Genomic DNA, 15,469 nt, shown 5'->3' with positions numbered 1-15,469 from the left:
CGACGCCGCGCTAAGCATCGTCCGCGCGGAAGGCGTCCTTGATCCACGCCAGCCGGGGTGCTTCGGGATCGCCTTCCGCTTCCACGACGTCGAAGCGGCACGCGTCGTCCGCATGCGCGGGATGGTCCAGCAGGAAGCGCTGGGCGGCATGCACCAGCCGGCGGCGCTTGCCCAGGTCCACCGAAGCCGCGCCGCCACCAAAGGCACGCGATTGGCGGTAGCGCACTTCCACGAACACCAGCGTGCGCTGACCGGTGCGGTCGGTGTCCTGCATCACCAGGTCGAGTTCGCCGCCACGGTAGTTGGCGTTGGCGGCGATGTCCTTCAGGCCGGCACGCATCAGCAACGTGCGGGCAGCGGCTTCCGCGGCCTGGCCGCGGGCGCGTCGGTCAACCGCCATCCGCCACGGGCACCGCTTGGCCGCCGCTGAACGTCGACCACGACGGTGCGCGCACCACGTTGCCGAAGCCGTCCAGCTGCAGGCGGCCGGTGGCGCCGCGGATTTCGGTGTTGGCGCCCAGCGCCAGTTTTTCCAGATAGGCCGTCAGCAACCAGGCGTCGTAGCCGAAGGCGAACAGGCGCGCCGCCGGACCACGTGCGGTCGGCAACCGCTCACCGGTGACGCTGGCGGCAGGCAGCGACGCCAGGCCGCGCGATGTCCAGGTCTCGGTGGGGAAGATGATGCCGTCGAGCGCCACGTCATCGACCACCTTGCCGGTGCCGGAGGTCAGCTGCGACGTGCCCACGCGGGTCTTGCCACCCAGGCCGGCCAGCGCCAGCTGCGGGGTCAGGCTGCGCGCGGTGGAACCCTTCACCGCCAGGAACACGGCATCCACGCCCTCCTGGCCGGCGGCACCCAGGGTCGCCGACAGGTCGCCCGGCGTTTCCGCGACGCTGATGACGCGCCCCACCTTGCCGCCGCGTTCGGTGAAGCGCTGGCGGAACGCCTGCGATGCACGGCGGCCGTTGTCGTCGCTGCCTTCGATGATCAACGCGTTGCGGCGCTCGCGGGCCAGCAGGTATTCGGCCGCGGCGATGCCGTCGTCTTCCGGCGCCAGCGAGAAACCGGCGTTGCCGGCGGGCGGCGCGACGGTACCGCGATTCAGCACCAGCACCGGTACGGCCAGTGCCGGCTGCTGGAACAGTGCGCTGACTTCATCACGGCCCAGCGGCCCGACGACGAAGTCGGCGCCGGCGGCCACCGCGCGGTTGTAGGCGTCCATCGCACCCGCGGCGGTACCGACGGTGTCGTAGAACTGGATTTCCGGGCGACGGCGGCGTTCGGCGTAATAGCCGGCCAGCAGGCCGTCGCGCACCGGCGCCGCGGCCGTGGCGAGGTTGCCGGAGAGCGGCAGCAGCACGGCCATCTTCACCGGCGGGCGGTAGCCGTCGCTCTCGGCGGCGGGGCGGTTGGCGGCGTCGAAGCGCCACTGCGCACCGTGGTCGAACGGGCGCGGCAGCGGCAGGCCACGACGCTGCAGCGCACGCCCGGCGAAGTTGTACAGCGGGTCGCCGGCCGGCAGCGCCGCGGCATCGCGGGCCAGCGTGGCGTCGTCCAGCGTGGCGAGCAGGCGGTCGATCTCGCGTGTGTTGTCGGTGCGGGCCTGGCCGGCAAGCGCTGCGTCCTGCCGCGCCAGTTCCGCCGCCGACGCGAACGCCGGGGCATAGCGCGAGGTCGTCGTCGTCGGGGCGCCGCCGGGCGTGGTGACGCAGCCCGCCAGCAGCACGGTCAACAGCAGGGCGAAGATCCTTCCGAAGCGCATATCCATAAGCGTAGTCAGCGGCCAAGCAGGGGAACCGGCTACGATTCTACCCTCAGCAAGGAAAATCACTGGAATGTCCGCCGGAACCCTGTTCATCGTCGCCACCCCCATCGGCAACCTGGCGGACCTGTCGCCACGGGCGCTGGACACCCTGCGCGGCGTGGCCGCGATCTGCGCCGAGGACACCCGCCGCAGCGGCCAGCTGCTGTCGCACTTCGGCGTGGAAAAGCCGCTGGTGGCGCTGCACGAGCACAACGAGGACGCGCTGTCGCAGCGGATCGTCGAGCGCCTGCTGGCGGGCGAGTCGCTGGCGCTGGTCAGCGATGCGGGCACGCCGCTGGTCAGCGATCCGGGCTATCGCGTGGTCCGCGCGGCGCGCGCCGCGGGCGTGAAGGTCAGTCCCATTCCCGGTGCCTGCGCCGCCATTGCGGCGTTGAGCGTGGCCGGGCTGCCGAGCGACCGGTTCGTGTTCGAGGGCTTCCTGCCGGCCAAATCCTCGGCGCGGCGCGAGCAGCTGCAGCTGCTCGCCGGGGAAACCCGCAGCCTGGTGTTCTATGAGTCCTCGCACCGCATTGCCGAGTCGCTGGCGGACATGCGCATCGCCTTCGGCGACGATCGTCCGGCGGTACTGGCGCGCGAGCTGACCAAACTGTTCGAGACGGTGCTGGATGGCACCCTGGCCGGCCTGCATGCCCGGGTCGAGGCCGACGACAACCAGCGCAAGGGCGAGTTCGTGGTCATCGTGCAGGGCGCGGGCGACGATTCCGACGCCCAGCTGGCCGAAGGCCGCCGCGTCTACGCCATGCTCAGTCCGCACCTACCGCCGTCCACGGCGGCCAGGCTGGCGGCTGACATCACCGGCGCCCCGCGCAAGTCGCTGTACGGCATGAAGGCGGACGCGTGATGGCCGGATGCGGCCGTCCCCGCTGATGCCATGGAAGCCTGGCGTGTCTTCCTGATCTTCCTGCGCCTGGGCATGACCTCGTTCGGCGGCCCGCTCGCGCACCTGGGGTACTTCCGTGAGGCGTTCGTCGTGCGTCGCCGCTGGCTGGACGAAGCAGGGTATGCCGACATCGTGGCCCTGGGCCAGATGCTGCCAGGACCTGCCAGCAGCCAGGTCGGCATGATGATCGGGTTGGGTCGCGCGGGCTTGCCGGGCGCGCTGGCCGCCTGGTGCGGGTTCACGCTTCCCTCCGCGCTGCTGATGGTGTCTCTTGGTGCGAGCCTCTCCTGGTGGCGGAACGCGGTGCCCGAAGGACTGATCCACGGCTTCAAGCTGCTGGCGGTGGTCGTGGTGGCGCATGCGGTGTGGGGAATGGCGCGTGCCTTCTGCCGCACGGTCACGATGGGACTGTTGATGCTGGCATGTGCAGCGGCGTTGCTCGCCTGGCCGATGGCATGGATGCCATGGGCGGTTATCGCCGTGGGCGCGCTGGTGGGGCTGGCTCAACCGGGCGCGGCCAGGCCGCCAGTCGCAAGCGTGTCGGGCACGCCATCGCGGCACTGGGGTGCGTTGGCGCTGGCGGTTTTCGCGGTGCTGCTGATCGCGGCGGGCGGCGGCGGCGCGGAGGGTAAGCCGCTGGACGTGTTTGCCGTCTTCTATCGGACCGGCGCAGCGGTGTTCGGGGGTGGTCACGTCGTCATGCCTTTGTTGCAGGCCGGCGTGGTGGACCCTCAGTGGTTGTCGCAGGATGCGTTTCTGGCGGGGTACGGCGCAGCACAGGCCATGCCGGGGCCGCTGTTCACCTTCGCCGGCTACCTGGGGGCGGCGATGGAGGCTGGCCCCGGGGGATGGCCGGGCGGGCTGCTGGCGGTGATCGCCATTTTCCTGCCCTCGTGGTTGCTGGTGGTGGGTGTGTTGCCATTCTGGCAACGCGCGGCCGCGTGGCCCCGCATTCGCGGCGTGCTGGCCGGCGTCAACGCTGCGGTCGTTGGCCTGCTGCTGGCCGCCCTCTACGACCCGCTGTGGACAGCGGCGGTGCTTGGCCCTGGCGATGTGGTGGCGGTGGTGGCGGGCTTCGCCGCGCTGACGGTCGCTCGGATGCCGATGGCCTGGCTGGTGCTGGTGATGCCGTTCGTGGGCATGCTGGCGCATGGGCTGTCGTGAACGCGACGGATCGGAGGGTCTGCGCAGCTGTGCGACAATGCAGATGGCGGAGCCGGCCAGACAGTCGCGTCATTGGAAACAATGCCGAGGAAAGTCCGGGCTCCACAGGGCACGGTGCCAGGTAACGCCTGGGCGGCGCAAGCCGACGGAAAGTGCAACAGAAAGATACCGCCGAACGATTTCGAGGATCACTTGCCGGACGCAAGTCCGGCCAAGTGTTCCAGCCACCGCAAGGTGGACGGAATGCGTGGCAAGGGTGAAATGGTGCGGTAAGAGCGCACCGCGAGTCTGGCAACAGACCGGCACGGCAAACCCCACCGGGAGCAAGACCAAATAGGGACCTCATGGCGCGGCCCGCGTCGGGTCCGGGTAGGTTGCTTGAGCGTGACGGTGACGTTGCGCCTAGAGGAATGACTGTCCACGACAGAACCCGGCTTATCGGCCGGCTCCGCCGCTTTCCAGAGCGCCACCGGCGCTTTGGAAAGCCCCAAGGTTTGCGGCGCAGACCTTGGGCCCCAGGCCCTTGGCCTCCAGACCCCCGCTCGCGCTGCGCGCTCGCCGCCCCCTGACTCAGGGGGCGGGTAAGGCGGGCGATCCCTGATGCTCCTTGCAGGAGCGACGTGAGTCGCGACCGGGGTGTGTCCGCGGATAGGGAGCGGTCAGCAAGCCAGCTTTCTCTCTCTACCTACTGCGCAACGCGTCCGATCCGCAACGTCGTCTCCCCCTCGAACATCCCGCCCGGCCCGAACCGCCGTTCGCTGATCCAGCCATGGCCGTCGTAGTCGATCGCGATCAGCGTGCAGGCGCGGGTGCCGTAGCTTTCGCCGCGGATGAAGGCGGGCGAAAGCATCCGCTCCAGCGCCAGGCCCACGCCGGTGTCAGGCAGATCGTTGTCGTCGGCGGGTGTTTCGTCGGCCAGGGCCGTCCACAACGCGGCGACGTCGGTCTCGCCGGAGGTCAGCCACGCCGCCATCCGCTGTTTCAGCGCGACGGTCTTGGGCCAGGCTTCGTCCAGGTCGCCGTTGGACAGGCCATGGATGCCCGGTCCCAGCGCCGTGCGGCGGGGGATCGGGTAGTTGCTGACGTACTCGCAGTGGCTGCCATCGGCGAGCAGCAGGTTGAACGGAGCAAACACCTCGGCAGCCGCCAGCAGGCCGCAGGCCTGGTGGTCGGCCGTGTCCGTGCCGGCGAGGAAGCCTGTCACCAGCTGCCCCCGCGAGGGCGCGCCGGCCAGCTGGATGGCCGGATCCCGCACGTTGGTGACCACCGCCATGCGCCCCTCGATGTCCACCCCCGCCCAGGTGCCGCCGGAGTGCAGGTCGCGGCCCGCGACCACGCGCGGATGATCGGTCCAGTGGGCGAGTGGGGCGCTGGGCCGCTCGTGGAACTCGTCGCGGTTGCCGGCCATCAGCAATCGCCAGCGCGGATGGGTCTTCCAGGCGAGGGCAAGCAGGCACATGACCCGATTCTCACCCGCGTGCCCGCGCAGGGCCAGTCGGCCCGACCAGCGGAACGTGAGAAGCGCGTGAAGCCTTGGTCACCTCACTGAACCCTCCTTCAATCTCAAAATTTGAGACTAAACAGCAACTTGTGGATAAGGCTTGAACAAGTCTCTGAAGTTCGTTGCAAGCCATTGATCCGCCAAGTGATTTTTTGTCCTGTCGCCTGTTGACAACCTTGTGCGCGGTGCTAATGTGGGCAGCAGAGGGAAAACCGGGTTTTACGTGGTTTTTCGTGGTTCAATTGATCGCTCTTTTAGCGAACCGGGAAGGCAGGGGCCGTGTTTCAGGGTGAGACCGCCATCACAGTGGACGACAAGGGACGGCTGGCGGTACCCACCGCTTACCGTGACTTGGTCGCGCGCGAGTGCGGGAACCGCCTGGTCATCACCTACAACCCGTTCGAAGCGGGTTGCCTGTACCTGTACCCCGAAAAGGAATGGCAGCGCGTCCGTGACGACGTCAACAAGCTGCCGACCACCCAGCGCGCACATCGCAGCCTGCAGCTGAAGCTGGTGGGTGCGGCGTCGCCGGTGGAACTGGACGGCAACGGACGCATCAGCATCCCGGCCAGCCACCGCAGCGCGGTGGGCATCGAGAAGAAGGCCGTGCTGCTGGGCATGGGCGAGAAGTTCGAACTCTGGAGCGAGCAGGCACACCACGCGCAGATCCGTCAGACCCTCACCGACGACGATCTGAGCGCACACATGCTCGAGTTGCGCTTGTGAGCAAGGGTGACGGCACGCGGCAGTCCGCGCCGGCCGATCACCTTCCCGCGCTGCACTTGCCGGTGTTGTACACGCAGGTCATGGAAGGGCTGCAGGTGAAAGAGGACGGAACGTACCTGGACGGCACCTTCGGGCGCGGAGGCCATGCGCGCGGCGTGCTGCAACGACTCGGCCCGGGAGGCCGGCTGCTGTTGATGGACAAGGATCCCGAAGCGATCGCACATGCCGGACAGACGTTCGCCGGCGATGCGCGCGTGGCGATCCGCCGCGGCAGCTTCGCGTCGATGGCGCAGTGGGACGAAACCGCCGGTGGGCTGGATGGCGTGCTGCTCGACCTGGGCGTGTCGTCGCCGCAGCTCGACGTGGCCGAGCGCGGCTTCAGCTTCGGCAAGGATGGTCCGCTCGACATGCGCATGGACCCGGAGTCCGGTGAGAGCGCAGCGGAATGGATCGCACGCGCCGATGAGCGCGAGATCGCCGACGTGCTGTGGACGTACGGCGAAGAGAAGCAGAGCCGCCGCATCGCGCGCGCCATCGTCGCCCGCCGCGCCACCCAGCCGTTCACCCGCACGGGCGACCTGGCCGCGGTGATCGCGTCGGTCATGCCGCGCGGCGACAAGATCCATCCGGCCACGCGCAGCTTCCAGGCCATCCGCATCCACATCAATCGCGAGCTGTCCGACCTGGAGACGGGCCTGGACGCCGCGCTGGAGCGCCTGAAGCCCGGCGGCCGGCTGGCCGTGATCAGCTTCCACTCGCTGGAAGACCGCATCGTCAAGCGCTTCATCAATACGCATGCGAAGGCGCCCCCGGCCAATCGCCGCCTGCCCGCGCTGGACACGTTCGTCCCCACGCTGCGCGCCATCGGCGATGCGCAGAAGGGCGAGGCCGACGAGATCGCCGCCAATGCGCGCGCCCGCAGCGCGGTGCTGCGCGTGGCGGAAAAGCTGGCGGTGGACGCATGATCCGCCTGCTGCTCGCCGTGCTGGTGCTGGCCACGATCGCCTCCGCCATCGGCGTGATCTACGCGCGCCACCGCCACCGCGTGCTGTTCGACGAAGTGACCCGGCTGGAGCGCGCGCGTGACGAGCTGAACGTGGAGTTCGGCCGCCTGCAGCTCGAGCAGGCCACGGTCGCGGAGAGCAACCGCATCGACCAGATCGCGCGCACCCGGCTGGGGATGAAGTTCCCGGAGACGGACGACGTCGTGGTGATCCGCCCATGACCGCCGCACCCGTCAAGAACCGCAACCGCGCACGCTTCAACCTGCGTGGCCGCCTGGCGCTGGTGCTGGGCGCGATGGGCCTGTGCTCGGTCAGCCTGATCGGGCGCGCGGCCTACGTGCAACTGGTGAACAACGACTTCTACCAGCGGCAGGGCGACGAGCGCTTCCTGCGCGAGATCCCGATCCCCACCTCGCGCGGCATGATCACCGACCGCAATGGCGAGCCGGTGGCGGTGTCCTCGCCGGTGGAATCGGTGTGGGGCAACCCGCAGGAACTGCTGAAGAATCCCGACCGCCTGCCGGAGCTGGCGAAAGTGCTGGGGGTGCCGGTCGACCACCTGACGCAGCGGCTGGCACAGCGCGCGGACAAGGAGTTCCTGTACCTCAAGCGCCGCATCAATCCGGACGAAGCGCGCCGCATCGTGGACCACAAGATCCCGGGCGTGTTCTCGCAGCGCGAGTTCCGCCGCTTCTACCCGCAGGGTGAGGCGATGGCGCACGTGCTGGGCTTCACCAATGTCGATGACCGCGGACAGGAAGGGCTGGAGCTGGCCTTCGACGAATGGCTGAGCGGCGAGCCGGGCGCGAAGAAGGTGATCCGCGACAACCGCGGCCGCATCGTCGAAAACGTGGACCTGATCCGTTCCGCGCAGCCGGGCAAGGACCTGACGCTCAGCATCGACCGTCGCATCCAGTACCTGGCCTTCCGTGAACTGCGTGAAGCGCTGATCGAGCATCAGGCCAGCAGTGGTTCCATCGTGATCATGGACGTGAGCACCGGCGAAGTGCTCGCCATGGTCAACCTGCCCACCTACAACCCGAACGCGATCGATCGCGTAAAGCCGGATGCGCGCCGCAACCGCGCCCTGACCGACATGCTCGAGCCGGGTTCGACCATGAAGCCGCTCACCGTTTCGACGGCGCTGAAGGCCGGGGCGGTCACGCCTTCCACCCTGATCAACACCAATCCAGGCTACATGGCGTTGAACAGCCGCTACACCATCAAGGACGTGCCGCGGAACAACGGGGTGCTGACCGTCACCGGCGTGATCACCAAGAGCTCGAACATCGGTTCGATCAAGATCGCCGAGAAGCTGCCGAACGCCTACTTCTACGACAGCATCCGCAGCTTCGGCTATGGCCAGAAGCCCGGGAGCGGCTTCCCGGGCGAATCCGCCGGCATGCTGGCGCCGCCGGACCGCTGGAACGGCCTGCAGAAGGCCACGATGTCCTACGGCTATGGCCTGGCGGCGACGCCGCTGCAGATCGCGCGCGCCTACTCGGCGCTGGGCAACGGCGGCAGGCTGGTGACGCCCACGTTCGTGAAGGGCCAGCGTGGCGAAACCGTGCAGATGCTGGATCCGGCGATCGCGCGCGAAGTCGTCGGCATGATGGAAACCGTGGTGACGCAAGGCGGCGCCAAGCGCGCCGGCGTGCTGGGCTACCGCGTGGCGGGCAAGACCGGCACCGCCCGTGTCGCCTCGGGCGGTGGTTACGCGAAGGGGCGCTACGCCTCGTTCTTCGCCGGCCTGGTGCCGGCCAGCAATCCGCGTTTTGCAGCCGTGGTGGTGATCAACGATTCGCAGGAAGGTGGCTATTACGGCGGACTGGTCGCCGCGCCGGTCTTCCATGACGTGATGGACGGGACGCTGCGGCTGATGGATGTACCGCCGGACGATATCGAAACCTGGCTGGCGGTGCAGGCCAAGAACACGCAGAAGACCACGGGCGGCGCGCCGGGCACGGCAGCCGCCATCGACGATGTGCCGGAGGCCACGGACCTGCCCGCATTCGCTGCGCCGCAGGCGGTCCTGCCGGAAGCGGGGGCGACGCGATGAGGCGGATGATGTCGCTGGCCGAACTGCTGCCTGACGTCGACGTACCGCGCGACATCGTGGTGCGTGGCCTCACCCTGGACAGTCGCGCTGTGCAGGCGGGCGACGCCTTCGTGGCGATCGCCGGATTCGGCGCGCACGGGCTCAACTTCGCGGAGCAGGCGAAGGAGAAGGGCGCCAGTGCGATCCTGTTCGAGCCGCCGGTGCCCGAGGGCCTGGAAGCCCCGAAGGGCGCCATTGCGGTGCCCGGCCTGCGCGCGCGCATGGGCGCACTGGCCGACCGCTTCCACGCCTCGCCGTCGCAGGACATGAAGATGGTGGGCGTCACCGGCACCAACGGCAAGACGTCCACCGTGCAGTTGCTGGCCCAGGCTTGGCATCTGCGCGGTACCCGCTGCGCCACGGTCGGTACGCTGGGCGCGGGCATGTACGGCGAAGTGGTTCCGACCGGCTTCACCACGCCGCTGGTGCTGCAGATGCATGCGCTGCTTGCGCAGTTCCGCGATGCCGGCGCCAAGGCGGTAGCGATGGAAGTCAGTTCGCACGCATTGGACCAAGGGCGCGTGGATGCGGTGCATTTCGACGTGGGGGTGTTCACCAACCTCACGCGCGACCATCTGGACTACCACGGCGACATGGTGCGGTACGGCGCAGCGAAGGCGCTGCTGTTCTCGCGCCCCGACCTGAAGTCCGCGGTGATCAACCTGGACGATGAGTACGGCCGCCAGCTGTTCGGCAACCTACCGCACGGCGTGCAGCGCGTCGGACTGAGCTCGCGCGGTCAGGCCGGTGCCGAGATGAGCGCCGACCAGCTGCGGCTGGACGGCAGCGGCATCAGTTTCGATCTGGTCATCGGCAGCGAATCCAACCCGGTGCAGTCGCGCCTGCTCGGCCGGTTCAACGTGGACAACCTGCTGGCCGTGGCCGGCACGCTGTACGCGCTGGGCGATGCGCCGGCCGACGTCGCGCGCACGCTCTCGCGGCTGATGCCGATCCACGGCCGCATGAACCGCCTGGGCGGCGACGAGAAGGCGCCGCTGGTGGTGATCGATTACGCGCACACGCCCGACGCGCTCGAACAGGCGCTGTCCAGCCTGCGCGATCACGTGCACGGGCGACTGGTGTGCGTGTTCGGCTGCGGCGGCGAGCGCGACACCGGAAAGCGCCCGCAGATGGCAGCCATCGCCGAGCGGCTTGCCGACGTGGTGGTGGTCACCGACGACAATCCGCGCGGCGAGGATGGTGACCGCATCGTCGCCGACATCCTGGCCGGCTTCACGCGTCCGCAGGACGTCACCGTGCTGCGCGACCGTGGCGCGGCCATCGCCCATGCCATCGCACAGGCGGGCAACGACGATATCGTGCTGGTGGCCGGCAAGGGCCATGAGCCGTACCAGGAAATCCAGGGCGTCAGGCACCCGTTCGACGACACCGCGGTGGCGCGGCAGGCACTGGAGGCGCGCGCATGAAGCGTCTTCCCCTTTCCCTGCTGGCGCACTGGGCGGGTGGCGAACTGGTCGGCGACGACCTGGTGATCGGCACGCTTGCGCACGACACCCGCGCGCTGGTGCCGGGCAGCCTGTACGTCGCGTTGCGCGGCGAGCGTTTCGACGGCCACGACTTCGCCTATGACGCCGCCATGCGCGGTGCGAGCGCGGTGCTGGTCGACCATGCGGTCAAGGTCGACGTGCCGCAGGTCATCGTGCCCGATACGCTGCTCGCACTCGCGCGCATCGCCGCGGGCCTGCAGCGCGACCACGTGGAGAAGGTGGTCGCCATCACCGGCAGCAATGGCAAGACCAGCGTCAAGGCGCTGGTGGTGTCCATCCTGCAGCGCGCAGGCGTCACCTACTTCAACCCCGGTAACCGCAACAACGAGATCGGCCTGCCGATGGCGGTGATCGACGCCCCCGACGATGCCGACTTCTCCGTGTACGAGATGGGCGCGGGCAAGCCGGGCGACATCGCCTACCTGACGGACATCGTCACGCCGGAAGTGGCGCTGGTGAACAACATCGCGCCGGCGCACCTGGAACGCATGGGGACGCTGATGGGCGTGGCCGAGACCAAGGGCGCGATCTACGAAGCGCTGCCGGTCGACGGTACGGCCGTCATCAATGCCGACGATGCCTTCGCCGAGTACTTCGCCAGCCGTGTTCCGGACCGTCGCATCCTGCGCTTCGGGCTGGAATCCAGTGCGGACATCACCGCCCGCGACATCCGGCCGACCGCCGACGGCTCGCAGTTCGTGCTGGTGGCGCCGCATGGCGAGGTGGCGGTCGACCTGCACCTGCCGGGACGCCACAACGTGCTCAACGCGCTGGCGGCGGCCACACTGGCGATGGCCTGCGGCGTGTCGCTGGGCATGATCGCAGACGGCCTGGCAGCGGCGCAGCCGGTGGCCGGCCGGCAGATCCTGCACACGCTGCCGAGCGGCGCGGTGCTGATCGACGACAGCTACAACGCCAATCCGGGCTCGCTCTACGCCGGCATCGATCTGCTCGCAGCCGGTGGCGGCGAGGGCTGGCTGGTGCTGGGCGACATGCGCGAACTGGGACAGGACGGCGAAGCACTGCATGCGGAAGCGGGAAGGCGCGCGCGCGCCGCCGGTATCCGCCGCCTCTACACGTTGGGCCCCCTCAGCGAAGCCGCCTCGCGCGCCTTCGGCGAGGGCGCCCGTTCTTTCGAAAACCACGCGTCGCTGGTCGAGGCGCTCCGCGCCGACCTGCACGCCGGCGTGCGTTGCCTGGTCAAGGGGTCGCGCGGCAGCGCGATGGACCGCATCGTCGCCGCACTGCTGTCCACCGGGGAGGACACACCGCATGCTGCTTGAACTTGCCCGTTGGCTGCAGGGGCTGGAGAGTTTCTTCGGCCTGTTCGGCTACCTGACCTTCCGCGGGATCTTGGCGGCGCTGACGTCGCTGTTCCTGTCGCTGTGGCTGGGCCCGGCGGTGATCCGTCGCTTGGGGCAGCTGAAGGGTGGCCAGCCGATCCGCCAGGATGGTCCGCAGACGCACTTCTCGAAGGCGGGCACGCCGACGATGGGCGGCGCGCTGATCCTGATGACGGTGCTGTTGTCGGTGTTGCTGTGGGGCGACCTGCGCAACAAGTATGTGTGGGTGGTGTTGCTGGTGATGGCGGCGTTCGGCGCCATCGGCTGGTATGACGACTGGATCAAGATCGTCAAGCGCGACCCCAACGGCCTGAAGTCGCGCTGGAAATACCTGCTGCAGTCGATCTTCGGCCTGGCTGCGGGCCTGTACCTGTACCTGTACGCCGACGTGCCGGCCGCCACCACCTTCTACGTGCCGTTCTTCAAGTCCATCGCCATGCCACTGGCCGGCATCGGCTTCGTGGCCATCGCCTATTTCTGGATCGTCGGCTTCTCCAACGCGGTCAACCTGACCGATGGCCTGGATGGCCTGGCGATCATGCCGACGGTGCTGGTGGCGTGCGCGCTGGGCGTGTTCGCGTATGCCTCGGGCAATGCGGTGTTCTCCAGCTACCTGCAGATCCCGCCGGTGCCGGGCGCAGGCGAGCTGACCATCATCTGCGCCGCGATCGCGGGCGCGGGGCTCGGCTTCCTGTGGTTCAACACCTATCCGGCCATGGTGTTCATGGGCGACATCGGCGCGCTTGCGCTCGGCGCCGTGCTGGGCACCATCGCGGTGATCGTGCGCCAGGAACTGGTACTGGTGATCATGGGCGGCATCTTCGTCATCGAAACGCTGTCGGTGATGATCCAGGTGGCGTCGTTCAAGCTGACCGGCAAGCGCGTGTTCCGGATGGCGCCGATCCACCACCACTTCGAACTGAAGGGCTGGCCGGAACCGCGCGTGATCGTGCGCTTCTGGATCATCTCCGTCGTGCTGGTCCTCGTCGGCCTGGCCACGCTGAAGGTGCGCTGATGAACGACACGCCACGCCAAGCGACGCGACTGGAAGCCATCGGGGGCCGTTTCGACCCCTGGTTGCTCGGCGCCATGCTGGCGCTGGCGTCGTTGGGCGTGGTGATGGTGGCGTCCAGTTCCATCTACCAGGCCAGCAGCCCGTTCTACTATTTGCTGCGCCACGTGATGTTCCTGCTGGTGGGCATGGGCCTGGCGTACTGGGTGATGCGCACCGAGCTGAAGAGCATCGAGGCACGCAACCACCTGCTGCTGCTCGGCTGCGTGGTGCTGCTGTTGCTGGTGTTCGTGCCCGGCCTGGGTGTCAGCGTGAAGGGCGCGCATCGCTGGATCACCCTGGGCGTATCCAACTTCCAGGTGGTGGAAGCGGTGAAGGTGTTCTTCATCGTCTGGCTCGCCAGTTACCTGGTGCGCTTCCGCGACGAGGTCAATGCGACGTGGACCGCGATGCTGAAGCCGTTGGGCGTGGTGGTGGTGCTGGTCGCGCTGCTGCTGATGCAGCCCGACTTCGGGTCGTCGTCGCTGCTGCTGGCCATCACCGCCGGCATGCTGGTGCTGGGTGGCGTCAACATGCCCCGCATGTTCGGCCCGGTGCTGGTGGGCTTGCCCATCCTGGCGGTGATCGCGATCGCCGAACCCTACCGCATGCGCCGCCTCACCTCGTTCGCCGATCCGTGGGCCGATCCGTTCGGCAGCGGCTACCAGCTGACGAACGCGCTGATGGCGATCGGCCGCGGTGAATGGGCAGGCATCGGACTGGGCGGCTCGGTGCTGAAGCTGAACTACCTGCCGGAAGTGCATACGGACTTCATCTTCTCGGTGATCGGCGAAGAGCTGGGCTTCCTCGGCATCTGCGCTGTGGTGGCCTTGTACGCGCTGCTGGTCGGGCGCGCCTTCGTCATCGGCCTGCGCTGCGTGGAGATGCGCCGGCACTTCGCGGGCTACGTCGCGTTCGGCGTTGCGCTGTGGATCGGCATGCAGAGCTTCGTCTCGATGGGCGTGAACCTGGGGCTTCTGCCGACCAAGGGGCTGACCCTGCCGTTGATCTCGTCCGGCGGTTCCAGCGTGCTGATGACCTGCGTGGCGATGGGCCTGCTGTTGCGCGTGTCGTACGAACTGGAGCGCACGCAGCGCCAGGTCGCGCTGCGGGGTGAGGCCGCGCAAGGTGCCAACGATGCGCACCCGCCCGTTGCGCCAGTGTCGCCGCCCCCGGTGGCTACCGCCGCGAATTCCATCTCGCAGACCCTGCGCGGCACCAGTCGGCTGCGTTCGCGCGTCGAACCCACCTTCGAGAGGATCGCATGAGCAATGCGGGCTCTCCCGTCATGATCATGGCCGGCGGCACCGGCGGCCACATCTTTCCCGCGCTGTCCGTCGCGAAGGTGCTGCGCGCGCGTGGCGTGCCGGTCGTGTGGCTGGGCGCCGACGGGGCAATGGAAACACGCCTGGTACCGCCGCATGGCATCGAACTGGACACGCTGGCCATCAGCGGGCTTCGCGGCAAGGGCAAGCTGGCGCTGCTGGGCGCGCCGGTACGCATCCTGCGCGCGATCCGCGCGGCGGGTTTCGTGCTGCGTCGCCGTGCCCCGCGCGCGGTGGTGAGTTTTGGCGGGTTCGCGGCCGGGCCGGGCGGCGTGGCGGCACGCCTGATGGGCGCGCCATTGCTCGTGCATGAACAGAATCGTGCCGCAGGTTTCACCAACCGCGTGCTGGTCAGGATGTCGCGCCGCGTGATGACCGGATTCCCTGGCGCATTCCCGCAACGCGAGGAAGTCGTCGGCAATCCCGTGCGCGACGAGATCGCCGCGGTGGCGCCGCCGGCGCAGCGCTTCGCGGGTCGCGAGGGTCCGCTGCGGCTGCTGGTGCTGGGCGGAAGCCAGGGCGCGCGCGCATTGAACCTGGCCGTGCCCAAGGCCATCGCGTCGCTGTCCGCCACGCCCATCGACGTGCGCCACCAGTGCGGCGAGAAGCTGCGCGACGAAGCCGCCAAGGCGTATGCAGACGCGGGTGTGGACGCCAGCGTGGAAGCCTTCATCACCGACATGGCGGCCGCCTACGCGTGGGCCGACCTGGTGGTGTGCCGCTCGGGCGCATCGACGCTGGCCGAGCTGTGCGCCGTCGGCGTGGGCAGCGTACTGGTTCCGTTCGCCCAGGCCGTGGACGATCACCAGACCCGCAACGCCGAATACCTGGTCGAGCGCGGCGCGGCCGTGCTGCTGAAGCAGGACGACGCCCTTGCCGCGTCGCTGGCGGATGCGCTGCGCGACCTGGCGGCCCATGACGCCAAGCGCCGCGCGATGGCCGACGCCGCCCGCGCACTCGCCAGAACCGATGCGGCCGACCGCATCGCCGACATCATTCTTGAGGAAGCAAGCCGTGATTCGTGATTCGTCATTCGTGATCCG

12 protein-coding genes, 1 other RNA gene and 2 pseudogenes are annotated in these 15,469 nt (G+C 68.7%); 12 read left to right on the top strand and 3 right to left on the bottom strand.

Annotation, left to right across the window (positions count from 1 at the left end; translation table 11 throughout):
- Positions 1 to 10: 10 nt before the first annotated feature.
- Together OVA13_RS10175 and OVA13_RS10170 are read right to left on the bottom strand one after the other, a co-directional pair.
- Positions 11 to 400 carry a YraN family protein gene (locus OVA13_RS10175; protein ID WP_267790371.1) on the bottom strand — a complete coding sequence of 130 codons (390 nt, stop codon included), beginning with the start codon at positions 398 to 400 and terminating at the stop codon, positions 11 to 13.
- Positions 390 to 1,655: pseudogene (locus tag OVA13_RS10170) on the bottom strand (penicillin-binding protein activator); the annotation flags it as partial. The gene OVA13_RS10175 and the pseudogene OVA13_RS10170, both read right to left, overlap by 11 nt.
- Positions 1,656 to 1,836: 181 nt before the next feature.
- Between OVA13_RS10170 and rsmI the strand changes: the two are divergent.
- From rsmI to rnpB, 3 genes are all read left to right on the top strand, one after another.
- The gene (gene rsmI, locus OVA13_RS10165; RefSeq protein ID WP_267790370.1) at positions 1,837 to 2,667 is read left to right on the top strand and encodes a 16S rRNA (cytidine(1402)-2'-O)-methyltransferase; all 831 of its coding nucleotides are present in this window, start codon (positions 1,837 to 1,839) and stop codon (positions 2,665 to 2,667) included.
- Positions 2,668 to 2,697: 30 nt separating this feature from the next.
- The gene (chrA, locus tag OVA13_RS10160; RefSeq protein WP_267790369.1) at positions 2,698 to 3,870 is read left to right on the top strand and encodes a chromate efflux transporter; all 1,173 of its coding nucleotides are present in this window, start codon (positions 2,698 to 2,700) and stop codon (positions 3,868 to 3,870) included.
- A gap of 48 nt (positions 3,871 to 3,918) precedes the next feature.
- An RNA gene (rnpB, locus tag OVA13_RS10155) (RNase P RNA component class A) lies at positions 3,919 to 4,324 on the top strand.
- Positions 4,325 to 4,555: 231 nt separating this feature from the next.
- Here the strand turns inward: rnpB and OVA13_RS10150 are convergent.
- Positions 4,556 to 5,329: an NRDE family protein gene (locus OVA13_RS10150; protein ID WP_267790368.1), complete on the bottom strand. Its 774-nt coding sequence runs from the start codon at positions 5,327 to 5,329 to the stop codon at positions 4,556 to 4,558.
- Between the two features lie 321 nt (positions 5,330 to 5,650).
- Between OVA13_RS10150 and mraZ the strand changes: the two genes are divergently transcribed.
- The 9 genes and pseudogenes from mraZ (at position 5,651) to murG (ending at position 15,451) form a co-directional block, all read left to right on the top strand.
- Complete coding sequence (mraZ, locus tag OVA13_RS10145) at positions 5,651 to 6,097, top strand: division/cell wall cluster transcriptional repressor MraZ (protein WP_267790367.1); 447 nt, start codon at positions 5,651 to 5,653, stop codon at positions 6,095 to 6,097.
- Positions 6,094 to 7,062: a 16S rRNA (cytosine(1402)-N(4))-methyltransferase RsmH gene (rsmH, locus tag OVA13_RS10140; protein WP_267790366.1), complete on the top strand. Its 969-nt coding sequence runs from the start codon at positions 6,094 to 6,096 to the stop codon at positions 7,060 to 7,062. Before mraZ ends, rsmH begins: the two co-directional genes overlap by 4 nt.
- On the top strand, positions 7,059 to 7,322 hold the full coding sequence (gene ftsL / locus OVA13_RS10135) for a cell division protein FtsL (RefSeq protein WP_267790365.1): 264 nt from the start codon (positions 7,059 to 7,061) through the stop codon (positions 7,320 to 7,322). Before rsmH ends, ftsL begins: the two co-directional genes overlap by 4 nt.
- A pseudogene (locus OVA13_RS10130) lies at positions 7,319 to 9,028 on the top strand (penicillin-binding transpeptidase domain-containing protein); the annotation flags it as partial. The gene ftsL and the pseudogene OVA13_RS10130, both read left to right, overlap by 4 nt.
- 128 nt (positions 9,029 to 9,156) lie before the next feature.
- Positions 9,157 to 10,626 (top strand): UDP-N-acetylmuramoyl-L-alanyl-D-glutamate--2,6-diaminopimelate ligase, encoded by a 1,470-nt coding sequence (locus OVA13_RS10125; RefSeq protein WP_267790364.1) that lies wholly within the window; start codon positions 9,157 to 9,159, stop codon positions 10,624 to 10,626.
- On the top strand, positions 10,623 to 11,990 hold the full coding sequence (murF, locus tag OVA13_RS10120; protein ID WP_267790363.1) for a UDP-N-acetylmuramoyl-tripeptide--D-alanyl-D-alanine ligase: 1,368 nt from the start codon (positions 10,623 to 10,625) through the stop codon (positions 11,988 to 11,990). The genes OVA13_RS10125 and murF overlap by 4 nt, the downstream gene beginning before the upstream one ends.
- On the top strand, positions 11,980 to 13,065 hold the full coding sequence (gene mraY / locus OVA13_RS10115) for a phospho-N-acetylmuramoyl-pentapeptide-transferase (RefSeq protein ID WP_267790362.1): 1,086 nt from the start codon (positions 11,980 to 11,982) through the stop codon (positions 13,063 to 13,065). The genes murF and mraY overlap by 11 nt, the downstream gene beginning before the upstream one ends.
- Positions 13,065 to 14,369 (top strand): putative lipid II flippase FtsW, encoded by a 1,305-nt coding sequence (gene ftsW, locus OVA13_RS10110; RefSeq protein WP_267790361.1) that lies wholly within the window; start codon positions 13,065 to 13,067, stop codon positions 14,367 to 14,369. The genes mraY and ftsW overlap by 1 nt, the downstream gene beginning before the upstream one ends.
- Positions 14,366 to 15,451, top strand: coding sequence for an undecaprenyldiphospho-muramoylpentapeptide beta-N-acetylglucosaminyltransferase (gene murG / locus OVA13_RS10105; RefSeq protein ID WP_267790360.1), 1,086 nt, complete (start codon positions 14,366 to 14,368; stop codon positions 15,449 to 15,451). The genes ftsW and murG overlap by 4 nt, the downstream gene beginning before the upstream one ends.
- Positions 15,452 to 15,469: the final 18 nt, after the last annotated feature.

The sequence above is a fragment of the Pseudoxanthomonas sp. SL93 genome (genome assembly GCF_026625825.1).
In the GTDB taxonomy this organism is placed as follows: Bacteria; Pseudomonadota; Gammaproteobacteria; order Xanthomonadales; family Xanthomonadaceae; genus Pseudoxanthomonas_A.
This window is presented reverse-complemented; position numbering and strand designations above follow the sequence as displayed.